General features: G+C 33.1%; 10 protein-coding genes. 7 read left to right on the top strand and 3 right to left on the bottom strand.

Going from position 1 to position 17,009, the window contains the following annotated elements:
- Nucleotides 1-280: 280 nt before the first annotated feature.
- A complete protein-coding gene (locus tag B0A68_RS14440; protein WP_035690286.1) occupies nt 281-694 on the bottom strand; it encodes a DUF1573 domain-containing protein in 414 nt (137 codons plus the stop codon).
- Between the two features lie 165 nt (nt 695-859).
- Between B0A68_RS14440 and B0A68_RS14445 the strand changes: the two genes are divergently transcribed.
- The 4 genes from B0A68_RS14445 to B0A68_RS14460 all read left to right on the top strand — a co-directional run bounded on the left by B0A68_RS14445 (nt 860) and on the right by B0A68_RS14460 (nt 4,424).
- The gene (locus B0A68_RS14445) at nt 860-2,122 is read left to right on the top strand and encodes a sensor histidine kinase (protein WP_035690284.1); all 1,263 of its coding nucleotides are present in this window, start codon (nt 860-862) and stop codon (nt 2,120-2,122) included.
- Nucleotides 2,119-2,802, top strand: coding sequence for a response regulator transcription factor (locus tag B0A68_RS14450; protein ID WP_035690282.1), 684 nt, complete (start codon nt 2,119-2,121; stop codon nt 2,800-2,802). Before B0A68_RS14445 ends, B0A68_RS14450 begins: the two co-directional genes overlap by 4 nt.
- A 55-nt stretch (nt 2,803-2,857) precedes the next feature.
- Nucleotides 2,858-3,622 carry an MBL fold metallo-hydrolase gene (locus B0A68_RS14455; protein ID WP_035690280.1) on the top strand — a complete coding sequence of 255 codons (765 nt, stop codon included), beginning with the start codon at nt 2,858-2,860 and terminating at the stop codon, nt 3,620-3,622.
- Nucleotides 3,623-3,893: 271 nt separating this feature from the next.
- On the top strand, nt 3,894-4,424 hold the full coding sequence (locus B0A68_RS14460) for a hypothetical protein (RefSeq protein WP_035690278.1): 531 nt from the start codon (nt 3,894-3,896) through the stop codon (nt 4,422-4,424).
- An 8-nt stretch (nt 4,425-4,432) separates the two neighbouring features.
- Here B0A68_RS14460 and B0A68_RS14465 read toward each other — a convergent pair whose 3' ends face one another.
- A complete protein-coding gene (locus B0A68_RS14465) occupies nt 4,433-6,637 on the bottom strand; it encodes a B12-binding domain-containing radical SAM protein (protein WP_035690276.1) in 2,205 nt (734 codons plus the stop codon).
- Between the two features lie 136 nt (nt 6,638-6,773).
- On the opposite strand from B0A68_RS14465, the gene B0A68_RS14470 reads away from it, so the two are divergent.
- Entirely contained in the window at nt 6,774-12,371 is a 5,598-nt protein-coding gene (locus tag B0A68_RS14470; RefSeq protein WP_035690274.1) for a T9SS type B sorting domain-containing protein, read from the top strand.
- Nucleotides 12,372-12,422: 51 nt separating this feature from the next.
- Here the strand turns inward: B0A68_RS14470 and B0A68_RS14475 are convergent, their stop codons facing one another.
- Entirely contained in the window at nt 12,423-13,700 is a 1,278-nt protein-coding gene (locus B0A68_RS14475; protein WP_035690271.1) for an MFS transporter, read from the bottom strand.
- A 307-nt stretch (nt 13,701-14,007) separates the two neighbouring features.
- Here B0A68_RS14475 and bshC point away from each other — a divergent pair, with 307 nt between their 5' ends.
- Nucleotides 14,008-15,597 (top strand): bacillithiol biosynthesis cysteine-adding enzyme BshC, encoded by a 1,590-nt coding sequence (bshC, locus tag B0A68_RS14480; RefSeq protein WP_035690269.1) that lies wholly within the window; start codon nt 14,008-14,010, stop codon nt 15,595-15,597.
- 114 nt (nt 15,598-15,711) lie between these two features.
- Nucleotides 15,712-16,983, top strand: a complete 1,272-nt coding sequence (locus tag B0A68_RS14485) for an acyltransferase family protein (RefSeq protein ID WP_035690267.1) — start codon at nt 15,712-15,714, stop codon at nt 16,981-16,983.
- Nucleotides 16,984-17,009 lie beyond the last annotated feature (26 nt).

Consider the following 17,009-nt stretch of genomic DNA (forward strand, 5'->3'; position numbering starts at 1 on the left):
CTTTAGAATTTTCTTTTTTTTCTCCTTTAGAGTTACAAGAAACAACAGTAAAAACAATAACAATCGCAGCAATTGCAGACCAAATTTTCATAAAAATTTTTTGAATAAAATTATAAAAGTTTTTATAATATCAAAGTTTTAGTAAAAAAAATAAATATCATTTTAAGACAATATTTTTTGTTAAAAAAAAGCGTTTAAAAACATCAGTGAATAAAATAAAAAAAACTCCAGACACATTACATGCTTGGAGTTTTGCGATATAACCAACCTATTAAAATTCTTAGATAACTGTTCCTTTTAGAGTAAGGATTTTTGGTGCTGTTTCTGCACTTGTTGTAACGGTAACAGTTTTAGTAAAACCGCCTTTGTTTGCTGCATTGTAAGTTGCTGTAACTTTGGCAGTTTTTCCCGGCTGTACAGGTTCTTTTGTATAATCTGTTGCAGTACAACCGCAAGATCCCTGAACATTTGTAATTACTACAGCTGTTTTTCCTGTGTTTTTAAATTCGTACACAATTGCTTTTGGAGTTCCTTGTGGAATTTCTCCAACATCAATTGTTTCTGATTTCCAAAGAATTGAAGAAGCTGTAACATTGCTTTCTACATGATAAATTACTGCTTTTACTGGTGCAATTGCTGAAAAAGACATTAATCCTAACGCTAATGCCAGCATAGAAAATTTGATTACTTTCATAATGATATATATTAAATGGTTTATAGTTCTAATTTTACATTACAAAGGTATTCCAGATCTTTTTTAATGGCTGTTAACTGGTTTCAAATCTTTGTTAATGACTTGTTAATCGCATGTTTTCAGCTAAAATTTCATTAATATTACACTTTAAAAACAGCTTTTTCCTTGAAAATAAATAAACTTAATAGTATCATAATTTTAGGATTAATTGCCATTATCAGTATATTACTGGCGCAGTTACTCTGGACTAAAGAAGCTTTTACGCTCGAGCAGAAAAAGCTGAGCCAAAAAGCACATATCGCTCTTCTTGAAGTGGCAAAAAAATTATATGAAGGAACAAATCATGAACTTCCGGCTCAAAATCCGGTTCAGAAAATTGCCAATGATTATTATATCGTAAATATTGATAATGATTTTGAACCCGAAATTTTGGAGTTTTATCTGAAAACGGAATTCAAGAAAATGAATATTACCACAGATTTTGAGTACGCAATGTACAACTGTCAAAGTGATGAAATGATCTATGGAGATTATATTTCTTTATCTAAAAAAGGAAAAGAAAATAAGACGGTATATTTTCCTAAACACAAAAATCTTGTGTATTATTTTGCAGTACGTTTCCCTAATGAAACTACATATTTATTTAGTTCGATGCGTTTTTGGTTTGTACTTTCTACGGCTTTGATTCTTATTTTATTGATTTATGTCTATTCTATTTTTAAACTTTTACAGCAAAAAAAATATTCGGAATTACAGCGTGATTTTATCAATAATATGACGCATGAGTTTAAAACGCCGCTGTCTTCTATTTTAATTGCTTCTAAATATTTGATTGAACAAAATCCAATTAAAGAAGATAAAAAACTGCATACGTATACCGATATTATTATTAAGCAAAGCAACAAACTTAATAGTCATATTGAGAAAATTTTAAGCATTGCAAAATCTGATTATACGCCTTTAGAATTAAAAAAGGAAAATGTTGCCATTGTGCCGCTTATCGAAGAAACAATAACGAACATTCAATTAAAATATCCTGATGCTGTTATTACTATTGAAGCAAATTCTACTGAATATCAAATAGAAACTGATGTTTTTCATTTTTCTAATCTGGTTTATAATTTATTAGATAATGCTGTAAAATACTGCAATAAAAAACCAGAAATTACAATAAGAATTACGGAGGAAAATAATGTTCTCAAATTAGAATTTACAGATAACGGAATCGGAATTACACCTAAAAAAATACCTTTTATATTTGATAAATTTTACCGTTGCCCAAATGAAAAAAGCAACGAAGTAAACGGTTTTGGTCTTGGTTTATATTACGTAAAAGAAATCTGCATATTGCAAAACTGGAAAATAAAAGCTGAAAATAATTTAGAAAACGGCATTACAATAACCTTGTCTATTCCTCACAAAAAATGAAACAATTCAAGATACTTTATACTGAAGACGATGAAACTTTAGCTTTTTTAACCAAAGATAATCTGGAACAAAGCAACTATGAGGTAACGCATTGTCTTGACGGAAAATCAGGTTTTGAAACCTTTAAAAAAGAAGATTTTGATATTTGTATTTTTGATATTATGATGCCAAAAATGGATGGTTTTGAATTGGCTGAGGCGATTAGACAAATGAATACCAATATTCCGATTATTTTTCTTTCGGCTAAAACTTTAAAAGAAGACCGCATAAAAGGACTGCGTCTTGGGGCTGATGATTATTTGGTAAAACCTTTCAGCATTGAAGAGTTATTGTTGAAGATCGAAATTTTCTTAAAACGCTCTCAAAAAAATAACCTTGCTGATAAATTTGTTTACGAAATCGGAAAATATCAGTTTGATACTAAAAATTTTATTCTTTTTAATGAAAATGAAAAAATTGGACTGACACAGCGTGAAGCCGAATTGCTGAAGTTATTTCTTGACAATAAAAATTCGGTTTTAAAAAGAGAACAGATTTTAACCTCGCTTTGGGGAACCGATGATTATTTTATGGGAAGAAGTCTGGATGTTTTTATTTCACGTCTGCGTAAAATTCTAGTAAACGAAGAAGGAATTTCTATAGAAAATCTTCACGGAATTGGTTTTAGATTTACTATGTAATTTATACACTTAAATTTATAAAATTTTGTATTTTTAATATCAAATTATTCCAGATATGAAATTGCATCATTTACGTAACGCCACTTTAGTCATTGAAACGGAAAAGCATGTCATTTTAATTGACCCAATGCTAGGTAAAAGAAAAACTATTCCGCCTTTTACTTTATTTCGTTACAATCCTAAAAGAAATCCGCTTACAGCACTGCCCAAAAACAGCAGAGAAATCTTGAGTAAAGTTACGCATTGTCTTATAACGCATTTACATTCAGATCATTTAGATAAAGCGGGCGAAGTTTTTTTAAGACGAAAATCAATTCCGGTAATCTGCAGCACAAAAGATGAGAAAAAACTACTTCAAAGAGGACTGACTGTGGTGCAGACTTTAGAATATTGGAAACCTCAGGATTTCTTAGACGGAAAAATTACAGGAATTCCTGCTGTTCACGGTTATGGCTTTATTGCAAAACTAATGGGAAATGTGATGGGTTTTCATATCGAACTTCTTAATGAAAAATCGGTTTACATTAGTTCTGATACTATTTTTACAGAAGATGTAGAAAAGGTTTTGACTGAATTGAAACCGGACATTGCAACCGTTGCCTGCGGCACTGCCAGATTAGATATTGGCCAGCCTTTATTAATGCGAATGAATGATATTTTGAAATTTGCTGTTCTTGCTCCGGGAAAAGTTTTTGCAAATCATTTAGAAGCTTTAAATCATTGCCCTACAACGAGAGAGAAATTAAAACAAGCTATAATTGAACATAATCTCTTGTCTAAAACTGTGATTCCCAGTGACGGCGAATGTGTAGAATATTAACTTTATCTAATTATTTTAACACATAGAATCATAGTCCCGAAGCTTCGGGATTGTAAAGTTATAAAAGGCGTTTCACTGATATTAACAAACATAGCTATGTGTAAAGAAACTAGTTTCTTTTTTAAACTTCTTTTTACACCTCTAAAAACTATGTTTCTATGTGTTAAAATGCTTTCTTTTAAATTACAATCAACTGGTCATTAAATACTTTTTATTTACTACTATTTTTCAATTATAATATTATATTTGGTCTCTAAATCAAACCAAATAAATGAGCGATTTTTTAAGAAAAATTCAATTAATTAAAGACATTACTATACAGCTGCCAGTTTCAAAAATAGATTTTATTCAAAAATTTAGAAACAATGTGGATCAGTCTGATTTAAGCTATGTTCCTTTTGAAGTTTTTCAATCAAGTACAAATGAATATAAAGGCAGTATCTCTAATAACGAATTTGAACTTAAAAAACGCAAAAAATTATTTGACACCAATTATTCATTTGCAAAAGTAACAGGCCGCATATCCGAAAATAATAACGTGCTCAATATAAATGCTGAAATTAATGGTTTTAAAAAAAGAATGATTTTTATTTTAGGAATAATGATTATTTTCTATTCTATCTTTATTATGGGAGCTTTTCTTTCTGCTGATAATAATCCGATTCCATTGTTTGTTATTCCTTTCATTCTAATTCACATGTTTTTTATGTTAGGAGTTCCTTATTTTATTATTCGAAGAAGTGTAAAAAGAATGGTTTATGATTTAGAAAGAGATCTTCATTATTGGGTAACAAAAAATTAATCGTATTTTTAAAGAACCAACAATCCAAACTCTCGCAATGTATTTACAGGTTTTGAATACCAAAATAATTCAAAATCTTCAAGAGAAGTTTCGAAATCATTTTTCACTTCCTGAAAAGTATAATTCTTCGTGTTAGAAATAGAAATTTTATTTAAAATTTCTACAAGCCATTCGCCTTCGTCTTTACTGGTCTGAATATTAAAACTTTGCTTTTTGTCGTGAAAAGTAAGAGACATCATTTCCCAGCTTCTTCCTTTTTTAGATTTTGTAAAGGTTTCTGCTGCTGCTTTTCCTCCAAGCCAAACTACTTTTGCATTTGGTTTTGTATTAAAATCATTTTGCTCTTCTAAAGCATTGAAAATAAAGTCGGCATGAATTTTTGTTTTCGGAATTTTAAAATCGAACCAATCCTGCAATTCATAATCAAAACAGATTCCGTGCATGAAATTAAAAAGTGATTTCTTTAATCCGAAGCTGAATTTATCATGATTAATTCCTGTTGAATCAACGTATTCAATATCATTATTTGCAAAAGCACCAATAGTTTCTGTTTTTTTGGTTACACCAAATTTTTCAGGATATAATCCAACCGGGCTATGTGCTGTGAGTGCAAACTGATGCCAGAATCCGGATTGCAAAACTCCAGCTTCAAACAATTGGCGCACCATTTCGAGACTATCTACAGTTTCCTGAATAGTTTGCGTCGGATATCCGTACATCAAATAGGCGTGCACCATAACACCGGCTTCGGTAAAATTTCGGGTCACTTTTGCAACCTGCTCGACCGTAACGCCTTTATCTATTAATTTTAACAATCGGTCTGAAGCAACTTCCAGACCTCCAGAAACTGCAATACAGCCGGAAGCTTTTAATAGCAAACATAAATCTTTAGAAAAACTCTTTTCGAATCGAATGTTTGTCCACCAGGTTACGGCCAGTTTTCTTTTTAAGATTTCAAGCGCCAAAGCCCGCATTAAAGCCGGAGGTGCGGCTTCATCTACAAAATGAAATCCGTTTTGTCCGGTCTGCTCAATTAATTCTTCTATGCGGTCGCAAAGCAGACTTGCTGCAACAGGTTCATAAACTTTTATATAATCTAATGAAATATCACAGAAAGTACATTTTCCCCAATAACAGCCGTGTGCCATTGTTAGTTTATTCCATCGTCCGTCACTCCACATTCTGTGCATCGGATTTACGATTTCGATAACAGAAATGTATTTATCTAAAGGAAGATCTGAATAATCTGGTGTTCCTACATAGGCTTGTTTATAATCGTGTTTTAACGAATTATTTTTATAAACAACTTCTCCGTTTTCTAATAAGAAGGTTCTTTTATACGAATTGAGATTTGGATTTTCTAAATTGGATATTAATTCTTCAATTGGCACTTCGCCATCGTCTAAGGTAATAAAATCAAAAAACTCAAAAACACGTTTGTCTGAAAGTGAACGCAATTCTGTATTTGGAAAACCGCCTCCCATCGAAATTTTAATTTCGGGATAATTTTGCTTTACCCATTGCGCACATCTAAAAGCGCTGTATAAATTTCCCGGAAAGGGAACAGAAATTAAAAATAATGTAGGTTTTATGTCTTCGATTTTAACTCTCAAAAGAGAAATTAAAATGGAGTCGATGTAAGTTGGCGACTGCTGTAAGGCTTGATATAATTCATCAAAAGAATTGGCACTTCGGCCCAAACGTTCGGCATATCGGCTGAAACCAAAATTTTCATCGACACATTCTACAATAAAATCCGAAATGTCTTCAAGATATAAAGTCGCGAGATGTTTTGCTTTATCCTGCGTTCCCATTGTTCCAAAAGCCCAGTCCAATTCTTCAAGCTGTGCAAAACGAGAAGCTTCTGGCAGAAAATCTTCTTGACAAATCTGTAAAGCCAAAGTTGGATTTTTTCCCTGCAGAAACTGAATTACGGGATCTATGGTTTTAATGTATTCATCTTGTAAAGCAAAAATACGTTTGGAATTATCCGACACTTCAGAACCTGAAACCTGAAACCTGAAACTTGAAATATTAAACAAGTCAACAAGACCTTTTTTTGAAAACAATTCTAAAATTACATCAATACCCAGGTCTGCCTGAACAGACTCAATATTTTTGGTATTTAGAAATCCTTTTATATAAGCGGTTGCCGGATACGGAGTATTCAGTTGCGTAAATGGCGGTGTTATTACAAAAAGTTTAGTTTTCAAGGCACTATTATTTTTTTGCAAAAATACGGGATATTGGGGACTTTTCGGGAAAAGATTTTATTTGTGAAAGCGGCGTGTTTTTTAATTTTATTTTGTAGATATTTAATTACATTTGTCATAACACCAAATACCACATATGAAGAGAACTTTACTTTTTCTATTCTTACTATTTTCAATTTTTACATATTCTCAGGAAATCTGCAACAATGCCGTTGATGATGACGGAGATGGGAAAATAGACTTAAATGACGAAGATTGTATTTGCACTAAAAGTCCAATTACTTCTATTATCCCCAATCCTTCTTTTGAAACAAAATCGGGCTGTCCGAGTTCTTTTTCAGAATTAAAATATGCTACTCCCTGGATTCAGGCTACGACTGCTACCACAGATTATTTTAATACGTGCGGATTTATCGCTAATTCGATTAAAGACTTGGGATTAAACACTTTCCCTGACGGAAATGGAATTGCCGGAGCTTTATTTTTAAGAAACTGGAATGAATATTTGGGTGCGACACTATCATCACCAATGGTAGCCGGAACAAATTATCAGTTAACTTTTAACATTGCAGGTTTAAAAATATACAATAACGGCGAATTGTCTTCGGGCAGTAATGTAGATTCTCTCGAACCCGTCAACGTTACCTTGTATGGTTGCGCCAATGGGCAAAATTTACCATTAAACACAACCTTTAGCCCCAATGTAGTAGATCCGACTTGGGTCGAAATTGGGCATGCACTCTATACGCCGGCTTCTGTGTGGGGAGAAATTACAATTTCGTTTACACCAACAGTCAATATAAATGCGATAATGTTAGGTTCGCCGCCGGTTCTTCCGGCATCTTATCCTAATAACAACGCCGTAGATTTTCCTTATTTTTTGTTTGATAATTTATTATTAAATACTTCTGAGTCTTTTGGAGTAAACATTACACAGCAAGGTATATTTTGCGATGGCAATTTAGTTTTAACTGCAGAAATAACTAAATCTTTAAGCTCTGAAAAAACGTTTCAATGGTATCAAAACGGAATTGCGATTATAGGTGCTACAGATGAAACTTATAAAGTTCCTGCATTTGTAACAAGTTTAGGGCAGTATTCTGTAAAAGTTACGGATAAAAACACATGTTTTATAAGTACCAAAGCTACAATAAACAACAGTATTCCCGGACCTGCTTTTACAACTGTTCAACCCAATTGTATTGTTACATCAGGTATCATAAAAATAACAACTCAGGCTGCAGAATACAGTTTTGACAACGGAAAAACCTGGCAGGAAAGTTCGACTAAAGCATTGCTTCCTGTTGGTACTCACTTTGTAAAAATAAAAACGCTTACTGGTTGTGTTTCTTCGGCTACGGGAGTTAATATTGTTGCTCCTCAATTACTAGCCAATTCAGATTTGACTATTAAACAGCCTACAACTTGTGACGGAAAAGGTTCGATTACAATAAATGCTCCAAATGCTGCACAATACAGCTTTGATGACGGAGCAACGTGGACGACAAATTCCACTGCAAGTGATTTAACTCCGGGAAGTTATTTAATAAAAATTAAAGATGCAGCGGGCTGTCAATCTTCATCACAGTTTGCTACTATAAATAGAATATACTTAAAAGCTCCAACTTTAAGTACTGTTCAGCCGGTATGCGGAAAAGGCGGACAGATATCTGTAAACACCACCGCAGACGAATATAGTTTTGATGACGGAAAAACGTGGACTACTGAGCCTGTTGCAACTGATTTGAAACCGGGTATGTATTTAATTAAAATTAGAACTAATAATGGCTGTGAATCTAATACGACCTATGCCAATATTGAACAATTTTATTTAAAATCTTATCCTAGCTTTACCAAAATTCAGCCAAAATGCGGTACAGGAGGAACAATAAAAATTACTTCTGAAGCTTATGAATACAGCTTTGATGGAGGAAAAACCTGGACTACAAATCCTGTAGCAAATGATCTTCTTCCGGGAAGTTATCAAATTATATTTAGAAATGAATTGGGCTGTATATCTTATTCTCAGTATGTATATCTGGATTATTTTTATTTACCAAATCCAGAATTTACGTTTACTAAACCAACCTGCGAAAAGGGCGGCAGTATTACCATAACAACACCGGCACATGAATACAGCTTTGACAATGGTAATACCTGGACGACAAACGCAACTGCTTCTAACTTAAAAGCAGGAACCTATTATATTATGATTAAAAATGAAATTGGATGTATTTCTTCTACTTTTCATTATGTTAATCTGGATCAATTTTACCTTCCAAATCCAACTTATGTTGCTGTTAACCCGAGTTGTGGTAATATAGGAAGCATTGAGATTACTGCAAAAGCCGACTTTTTTAGTTTTGACGGCGGCGGTACTTGGTCATCAAATCCTAAGAAAACAAATTTGACCAGCGGTTATTATTACATAAAAGTTAAAAATAATCTGGGCTGCGAATCTAATACTGTGGGTATATATCTGGATTCTAATTATCTGGCTAATCCCAACTATATTTTAACTGAGGCCGCTTGTGAGCAAAACGCAAGTATTACTATTACAACTGTTTCAGATTTTTATAGTTTTGATAATGGAACCAACTGGACTACAAACCCAACTCTATCCAATCTAAACACGAACAGCTATTATTATATAAAAATTAAAAATAGTTCTGGTTGTGTTTCTAATTATCTTCAAATATTTATAAAACCATTTTATTTAGACAAACCGGTATTTACAGTAGTACAGCCTAGTTGCGGGAATAATGGAAATATAACTATATCTACTCCGTCGGATTTTTATAGTTTTGATAATGGAAGTACTTGGACCACAAATCCAGTTCTTTCCAGCTTAACTCCAAATAATTATTATTATATTAAAATTAAAAATAAGGCTGGGTGTACTTCTGAGGGACATTATGTTTATATACAGCCTTTTTACCTTGATAATCCAGAATATACAATGGTACAGCCTGCTTGCGGAGTACCTGGAAGCATCACGATTACTACGAAATCAGATTTCTATAGTTTTGACAATGGTAATACCTGGACGACAAATCCTATTTTATCCAGTCCAAAACCTGGAAATTATTATTATATTTTAATTAAAAATAATTTGGGCTGTAAGTCTAACTATCTTTATGTATATGTGCCTCCTTTTTATCTGGACAATCCAGAATTTAAAGTAGAACAGCCGACTTGCGGTAAAGCAGGAACTATCGCTATTACAACAGTTGCAGATCAATACAGTTTTGATAGTGGAAATACTTGGACGACAAATCCTATCGCATCCAATTTAACTTCTGGTTATTATTATATAATGATTAAAAATAAATTAGGATGTACTTCAAATTATCAAAATGCTTACATTCAGCCTTTTTATCTGGATTATCCAACATACGATGTTGTACAGCCTACTTGCGAAACAAAAGGAAAAATAACCATAACCACAACTGCAGATCAATACAGCTTTGACAATGGAAGCACATGGACCACAAATCCTGTTCTTGATAATCCTTCTACAAGCTATGTTTACATAAAAATTAAAAGTAATAAAGGATGTGAATCAAACGGTCAGTATGTTTACATTAATACTAATTTATATTTATCTCCAAAACCAAATGTTACAACGGTTATGCCAAGTAATTGCGGGGTTAAGGACGGAAGTATAACGGTAAAAAATTATGCTTCATCTTATAGTTACGACAATGGTATTACCTGGACTACAAACGCAACTTCAGGACTTTTGGCCCCTGGGACTTATGCTGTAAAAATAAAAGAAAACAGTTATAGCTGTCCTTCAGAAGCAACTATTGTTGTTTTAAATTCAAAAAATACTATAGAAGCTCCAACATTTACAACAGTTCAGCCTACTTGCTTAACTCCAACGGGCAGTATTACTATAAGTACTGCTGCAGCTGCTTATAGTTTTGATAATGGTCTGACATGGCAGACTGCAAATTCAAAAAGCAGTATGCCTCCAGCAGATTATTTAATTAAAATAAAAAATACCAATGGATGTATTTCTGAAGCGGCTCAGGTAAAAATTTCTCCATATACTTCTTACAAAATAACTTCATACGGTTCAGAACAACCATTGTGCGAAGGCGGATCTGCAACAGGTATTGTAATTAAAATTGAAACTCCTGCTGCTGCATACAGTTTTGATAATGGAATTACTTGGACAACAAATCCTGTGGCAACTAATTTAAACGGAAACACAGAATATTGTTTAAGAATCAAAAATGCTGAAGGATGTATATCTGAACCTAGCTGTATGAAAACAATTACTCAAATCCCAGTTCCAAAAGCACCACAAATAACGACCAAACAACCAGTTGGCTGTGATAATTACGGATCAATTGTAGTAAACACTGTTAAAGGAGAATACAGCTTTGATAATGGAAAAACTTGGGGCAAAAGTCAAACTTCAGCATCATTAGCTCCGGGAACTTATTATGTTCGAACAAAAGAAATTGGAAGCGAATGTATTTCAGATGCTGCAGAAACGATAATTAATCCTCCAGCAAGTGCACCAAAGTCACCTGAAACTCTGATTGTTCAGCCTTCTACTTGCGCTGATCCTTTTGGTTCTATTGAAATTACAACTCTGGAGAATGCTTACAGTTTTGATGGAGGAACTACTTGGACCAGTAATCCTAAATCTGGCAAATTAGCTTTTGGCAGTTATTCTATCAAAACCAAAAATGCTGCAGGCTGCGAGTCAAATGCAGTAACTATTAAAATTGAAAAGCCTTTAGATTATCCTATTGCACCATTAACGGACTTATTGCAGCCTGATTGTTCAAATCCAAAAGGAAAAATAACGATAAATACAAGTGCTTCGGCATATAGCTTTGATAATGGATTAACATGGACAACATCTAATGTCTCAGAATTTCTAACGCCGGGAGATTATTTCACTAAAATTAAAAATTCGAATGGCTGTGTTTCTGAAGCTTCAAAAGTGGTCTTAATTCCGTTTACAGATTTTACTGCTAATCCAACTGGTGCAAGTGTGCAGACTTTTTGTATTCAGCAGAATACCTTAATCAAAGACATTATAATTAACGGGCAAAATATAAAATGGTACGACAGCCCATCTTCAGAAAATTTTTTAACTTCTGGCATTTCATTAACAGAGCGTACTTACTATGCAACGCAAACCATAAACAACTGTGAGAGTAAAAGATTAGCAGTAACGATAAAGATTCAGGATACGCAAGATCCAATTGGGGATGCTAATCAACGTTTTTGTATTCAGCAAAATGCTGCAATTAAAAACATTAAAATCAGCGGACAAAATATAAAATGGTACAGCGAAATAATGGGCGGAATAAATTTATCCGAATCTACTCCACTGGAAAACGGCATTACCTATTACGCTACACAAACTATAATTGGCTGTGAAAGTGAACGAGTTCCAGTAACAGTTCAGATTCTTGAAGCTCTAACTTCGGAGTGTATAAATTACGTAGATGAACTTCCGTTTCCTAAATTCTTTACACCAAATAATGACGGCTATAATGATACCTGGACAATTGATTTTGCTTATCTGGCACCAAATTCCGGAATTAGAATATTTGACCGTTATGGTAAATTTATTAAAGAAATAACCGTAAATACTGCGTGGGACGGCACTTACATTGGCCAAGACGAACCTGCTACAGATTATTGGTTTGTAGTGACACGCTTAAATGGAGTTGAATTCAAAAGTCATTTTAGCTTAAAGAGATAAATTAAAAAGGCCTTCTATAATTAGAAGGCCTTTTTTTGAGATAAAACTTTATTAGAACTTATGTTGTTTTTTGCTAATAACCAATAAAGAAAATAACGAAATACAAGCTGCTATTGTCAGATAAAAACCAACGTACGTTAAACTATAAGTACTTGCGAGCCAAATTGCAATCATTGGAGCAAAAGCTGCTCCAAGAATTCCAGCCATATTAAAGGTTAATGACGCACCTGAATAACGAACAGCAGTTGGAAATAACTCGGATAAAAATGTCCCCAAAGGTCCGTAGGTAAATCCCATTAAGGACATTCCTAGACATACAAACAAGGTAACCAAAACCGAGCTTCCAGAATTTAAAAAATACGAAAAGAAAAACCCAAATACAGCAATTGCAGTCGTAGTTATAATTAATATTTTACGTCGGCCGATTTTATCTGCAACCAAGGCTGAAACAGGAATAAAAGCAGCAAAAAATAAAACTGAAAACATCTGAATCAATAAGAAATCTCTTTTAGCAAAACCCAAATCAGAAGTAGCCCAGCTTAATGTAAAAACAGTCATCAAATAAAACACTAAAAATGTTGTAACTGCAGCTAATGTTCCAAAAATAAGCTGGTTCTGATAGGATTTTATTAAAGTGAAGAATGGTATTTTTATTTCTTCCTGCTCTTTTTTTGAATTTTCAAAAGAAGGAGTTTCGGTAATTTTAGTTCGAATATAAAACCCTACAATAACAAGAAGAGAACTGGCAATAAAAGGAATTCTCCAACCATACTTCATAAAATCTTCACTATTCATAGAATCTGTTAATAACAAGAAAGTACCTCCTGAAAGCAATAATCCGATTGGCGCACCCAATTGCGGAAACATTCCATACCACGCACGTTTATGCGGCGGTGCATTTTCTATAGCTAACAAAACCGCTCCTCCCCACTCGCCTCCTAAACCAACTCCTTGTCCAAATCGGCATAACATCAATAAAAGCGGAGCAGCAACACCAATACTGGCGTAACTTGGTAAAAAACCAATAGTTACAGTCGAAATTCCCATGGTTAATAAAGCAGCAACCAACGTAAACTTACGTCCGATTTTATCTCCATAATGACCAAAAAATGCCGAACCTAATGGGCGCGACAAAAAAGCAATTGAGAAAGTTGCCAGTGATTCCAGAGTTGCCATAGTCGAATCGGAACTCGGAAAAAATAATTGAGGAAATACAAGCACTGCAGCATTTGCATAGATATAAAAATCAAAAAATTCGATTGTAGTGCCAATTAAGCTTCCAAAAAGAACATGTTTTAACGAGTTCTTTTTATTTGAGATGTCTTTCATTAGATCTTGATATAGTTTTTTTTTTTATGAAAATAGGATATAAAAATGAATCTATTTTCTGAAAGTAACAAATATTTATCTGTTAAAATAGAAAATCATTGTGAAAATCACACTCGCTTAAAACATTAAAATTCTCTTCAATTACTTAATATAAAAATGTGTTTAATGTCTAAAAAAGCAAAAATATACTACTAATAACCAACAACTTAATATTTAAAATAAAAATCGAATCATAAGCAATCGTTAAAAAACTTTTTAACTGTATATTTTGCTTAAATTTACAGCTATCAAAAATAAATCTAAAATTATGCCTACCGACTGTATCAGCTACCAAAACTCAGGATATTTCTCGACTTTGATACATGATTATTTAGACCAAAAGCCGGATTTAAATCCGCTGTATAATAATTTTCCAACACTGGAAAACTTTGAAAAACAAATAATTGAAAAACAGCAGAATTTTAATAATTCAAATCGAATTCCGTTAGTTTCAGTTCTTAAAGAACAATATGCATCTATTGAAATTTCAGATTTAACCAAACAAAATATTGAGCTTTTAGCGCACGAAAATACATTTACTGTTACAACGGGACATCAATTAAATCTTTTTAGCGGTCCGCTGTATTTCCTTTATAAAATCATCTCAACCATTAATCTTACTAAAGAATTAAAATCAAAATATCCTGCTTATAATTTTGTTCCAATTTACTGGATGGCAACAGAAGATCATGATTTTGAAGAGATTAATTATTTTAATTTTAAAGGAAAAAAATTCCGATGGAATACAGAAAGCAATGGTCCTGTGGGAAGACTTTCAACAGAAGGTTTAGCGGAGTTTTTTGAGATTTATGCTTTAGAATTAGGATCAAGCACAAATGCTAATACTTTAAAGAAGTTATTTGAAGAAGCATATTTAAAACACAATAATCTCGCCGATGCAACCCGCTTTCTTGCCAACAATTTGTTTGCTCCGCAGGGATTAGTAATTGTAGATGCTGATCATGCCGATTTAAAACGTGCTTTTATTCCGTATGCAAAAGAAGAATTATTAGAACAGAAATCTTTCAAATTGGTTCAGGAAACTATCGAAAAGCTAAAAGATTATACTGTTCAGGTCAATCCTCGTGAAATCAATTTGTTTTATATTGAAGATAATCTGCGCGAGCGTATTGTTTTTGAGAATGATAAATTCGTCATTAACAACACGAAAACTTCATTTACAAAAGAAGAAATTCTAACACTATTAGAAAGTAATCCTGAAAAATTCAGTCCAAATGTAATTATGCGTCCATTATATCAGGAAATCATTCTGCCCAATTTATGCTACATTGGCGGAGGAGGTGAAATTGCCTATTGGCTGGAATTAAAATCTTTCTTTGATGCTGTAAATGTCACGTTTCCTGTCATTTTAGTGAGAAATTCTGTCCTTCTGGCCACTGAAAAACAAGTTAAAAAAGCAGATCAGTTAGGCTTAAGCTGGAAAGACTTATTTACCAAATCTGCCGATCTGGTAAATGCGATAACACATAAAATTTCAGAATTCCCGATTGACCTAACTCCTCAAAAAGAAATTCTCGAAAAACAGTTTCAATTTCTATATGAGCTTGCTCAAAAAACTGACAAATCTTTTAGCGGCGCAGTAAAAGCACAAGAAGTAAAACAGAAAAAAGGTTTAGAAAACTTAGAGAAACGGTTGTTGAAAGCACAAAAAAGAAAACTGCACGATCAACTCAATCGTGTTGCAGATTTACAATTCGAATTGTTCCCAAATAACAGCTTACAAGAACGTCAGGCTAATTTCTCTGAATTTTATTTGGAAAAAGGAGATCAATTAATTCCATTATTAACTCAAAAATTAAGACCTTTAGAAAGTAATTTCTCAATTATAACATTATAATTATTTAAAAAATACCGCAATAATTCAAGGCAAAATAACCACTCGGTCTTGAATTATTGTTTCAAACCAAATAGCGGATTTTAAAATTATTAACTAACTATTTACCCAAAACCAATGGTAAAAGAACGCTTAATTTCGCTAGATGTCTTTCGTGGACTCACCATTTTATTAATGACAATTGTCAACAACCCCGGAGATTGGGGTCATGTATTTCCTCCTCTTTTACATTCTGAATGGCATGGCTGTACGCTTACCGATTTAGTATTTCCTTTTTTCATTTTTATTATGGGAGTTGCTGTTCCTCTTGCAATGCCGGATAAAATTTACGACGATACCACTTTCAACAAAATTCTGGTACGTTCGCTGCGCATGTTCTGCTTGGGAATTTTCTTCAATTATTTCGGAAAAATTCAGCTTTTCAATCTCGACGGAATTCTACTTCTTGTCGGACGATTACTTATAACTATCGCAGTGGGATATGCTTTAATGGGTAACTTCAGTTCAAAATTAAAAAACATCCTTGCCGTTTCTATTTTACTTATTTATCTAATTTTAGCTTACAGTGGTATCGAAGCTTATCAGGATGTACGCCTTCCGGGAGTTCTGCAAAGAATTGCAATTGTGTATTTTGTTATTTCTCTTTTATATTTAAAAACATCTCAAAGAACGCAAATCATAACCGGAATTGCATTATTATTGGGGTATTGGGCAATAATGACATTGATACCCGTTCCCGGAATAGGAGAACCTAATCTTGACAAAGCAACCAATTTAGCTTCTTGGCTTGATAGTATTTTATTAAAAGGACATATGTATCACGGCACTGTAACCTGGGATCCAGAAGGAATTTTAAGTACAATACCGTCTATTGTAAACGGAATTATTGGTTTACTGATCGGGCAGTTATTACAATTGAAAATTAACAAAAATAATATCGTCTTAAAAATGGCAGGGGCCGGAATAGCACTAATTATTGGCGGTTTGGTTTGGAATCTTGTTTTCCCAATCAATAAATCCCTTTGGACCAGCAGTTACGTTTTATACACTACAGGTTTAGCCACAACTTTTTTTTCAATTTTATATTATGTAATTGACATTACAGATTATAAAAAAGGATTCAAATTATTTTTAATTTGGGGCGTAAACCCAATGATTGTATTTTTTGCTTCACAGATTATTCCGCAGGCGTTAGTAATGATTCAGTTTCAAAATCCTAAAAATCCAGAAAAGCAGATTAATCTTTTAAGTTATCTATATGAATTTGGAATTGCTCCGTTTTTCAGTAATCCAATGACAGCTTCGTTGGCGGGTGCGCTCACATATGTTACAATCTGGACCCTTATTTTGTGGGTGTTTTATAAAAACAAATTGATTTTTAAGGTTTAAAATTTCAGGCTTCAATAGTTGAGAAT

Source organism: Flavobacterium reichenbachii (genome assembly GCF_002217435.1).
In the GTDB taxonomy this organism is placed as follows: Bacteria; Bacteroidota; Bacteroidia; order Flavobacteriales; family Flavobacteriaceae; genus Flavobacterium; species Flavobacterium reichenbachii.

Excerpts from the sequence above, each read along its gene's own strand:
- B0A68_RS14440 (WP_035690286.1), bottom strand. The coding sequence starts at position 694 with ATGAAAGTAATCAAATTTTCTATGCTGGCATTAGCGTTAGGATTAATG.
- B0A68_RS14460 (WP_035690278.1), top strand. The coding sequence starts at position 3,894 with ATGAGCGATTTTTTAAGAAAAATTCAATTAATTAAAGACATTACTATA.
- B0A68_RS14455 (WP_035690280.1), top strand. The coding sequence starts at position 2,858 with ATGAAATTGCATCATTTACGTAACGCCACTTTAGTCATTGAAACGGAA.
- bshC (WP_035690269.1), top strand. The coding sequence starts at position 14,008 with ATGCCTACCGACTGTATCAGCTACCAAAACTCAGGATATTTCTCGACT.
- B0A68_RS14450 (WP_035690282.1), top strand. The coding sequence starts at position 2,119 with ATGAAACAATTCAAGATACTTTATACTGAAGACGATGAAACTTTAGCT.
- B0A68_RS14470 (WP_035690274.1), top strand. The coding sequence starts at position 6,774 with ATGAAGAGAACTTTACTTTTTCTATTCTTACTATTTTCAATTTTTACA.
- B0A68_RS14485 (WP_035690267.1), top strand. The coding sequence starts at position 15,712 with ATGGTAAAAGAACGCTTAATTTCGCTAGATGTCTTTCGTGGACTCACC.
- B0A68_RS14475 (WP_035690271.1), bottom strand. The coding sequence starts at position 13,700 with ATGAAAGACATCTCAAATAAAAAGAACTCGTTAAAACATGTTCTTTTT.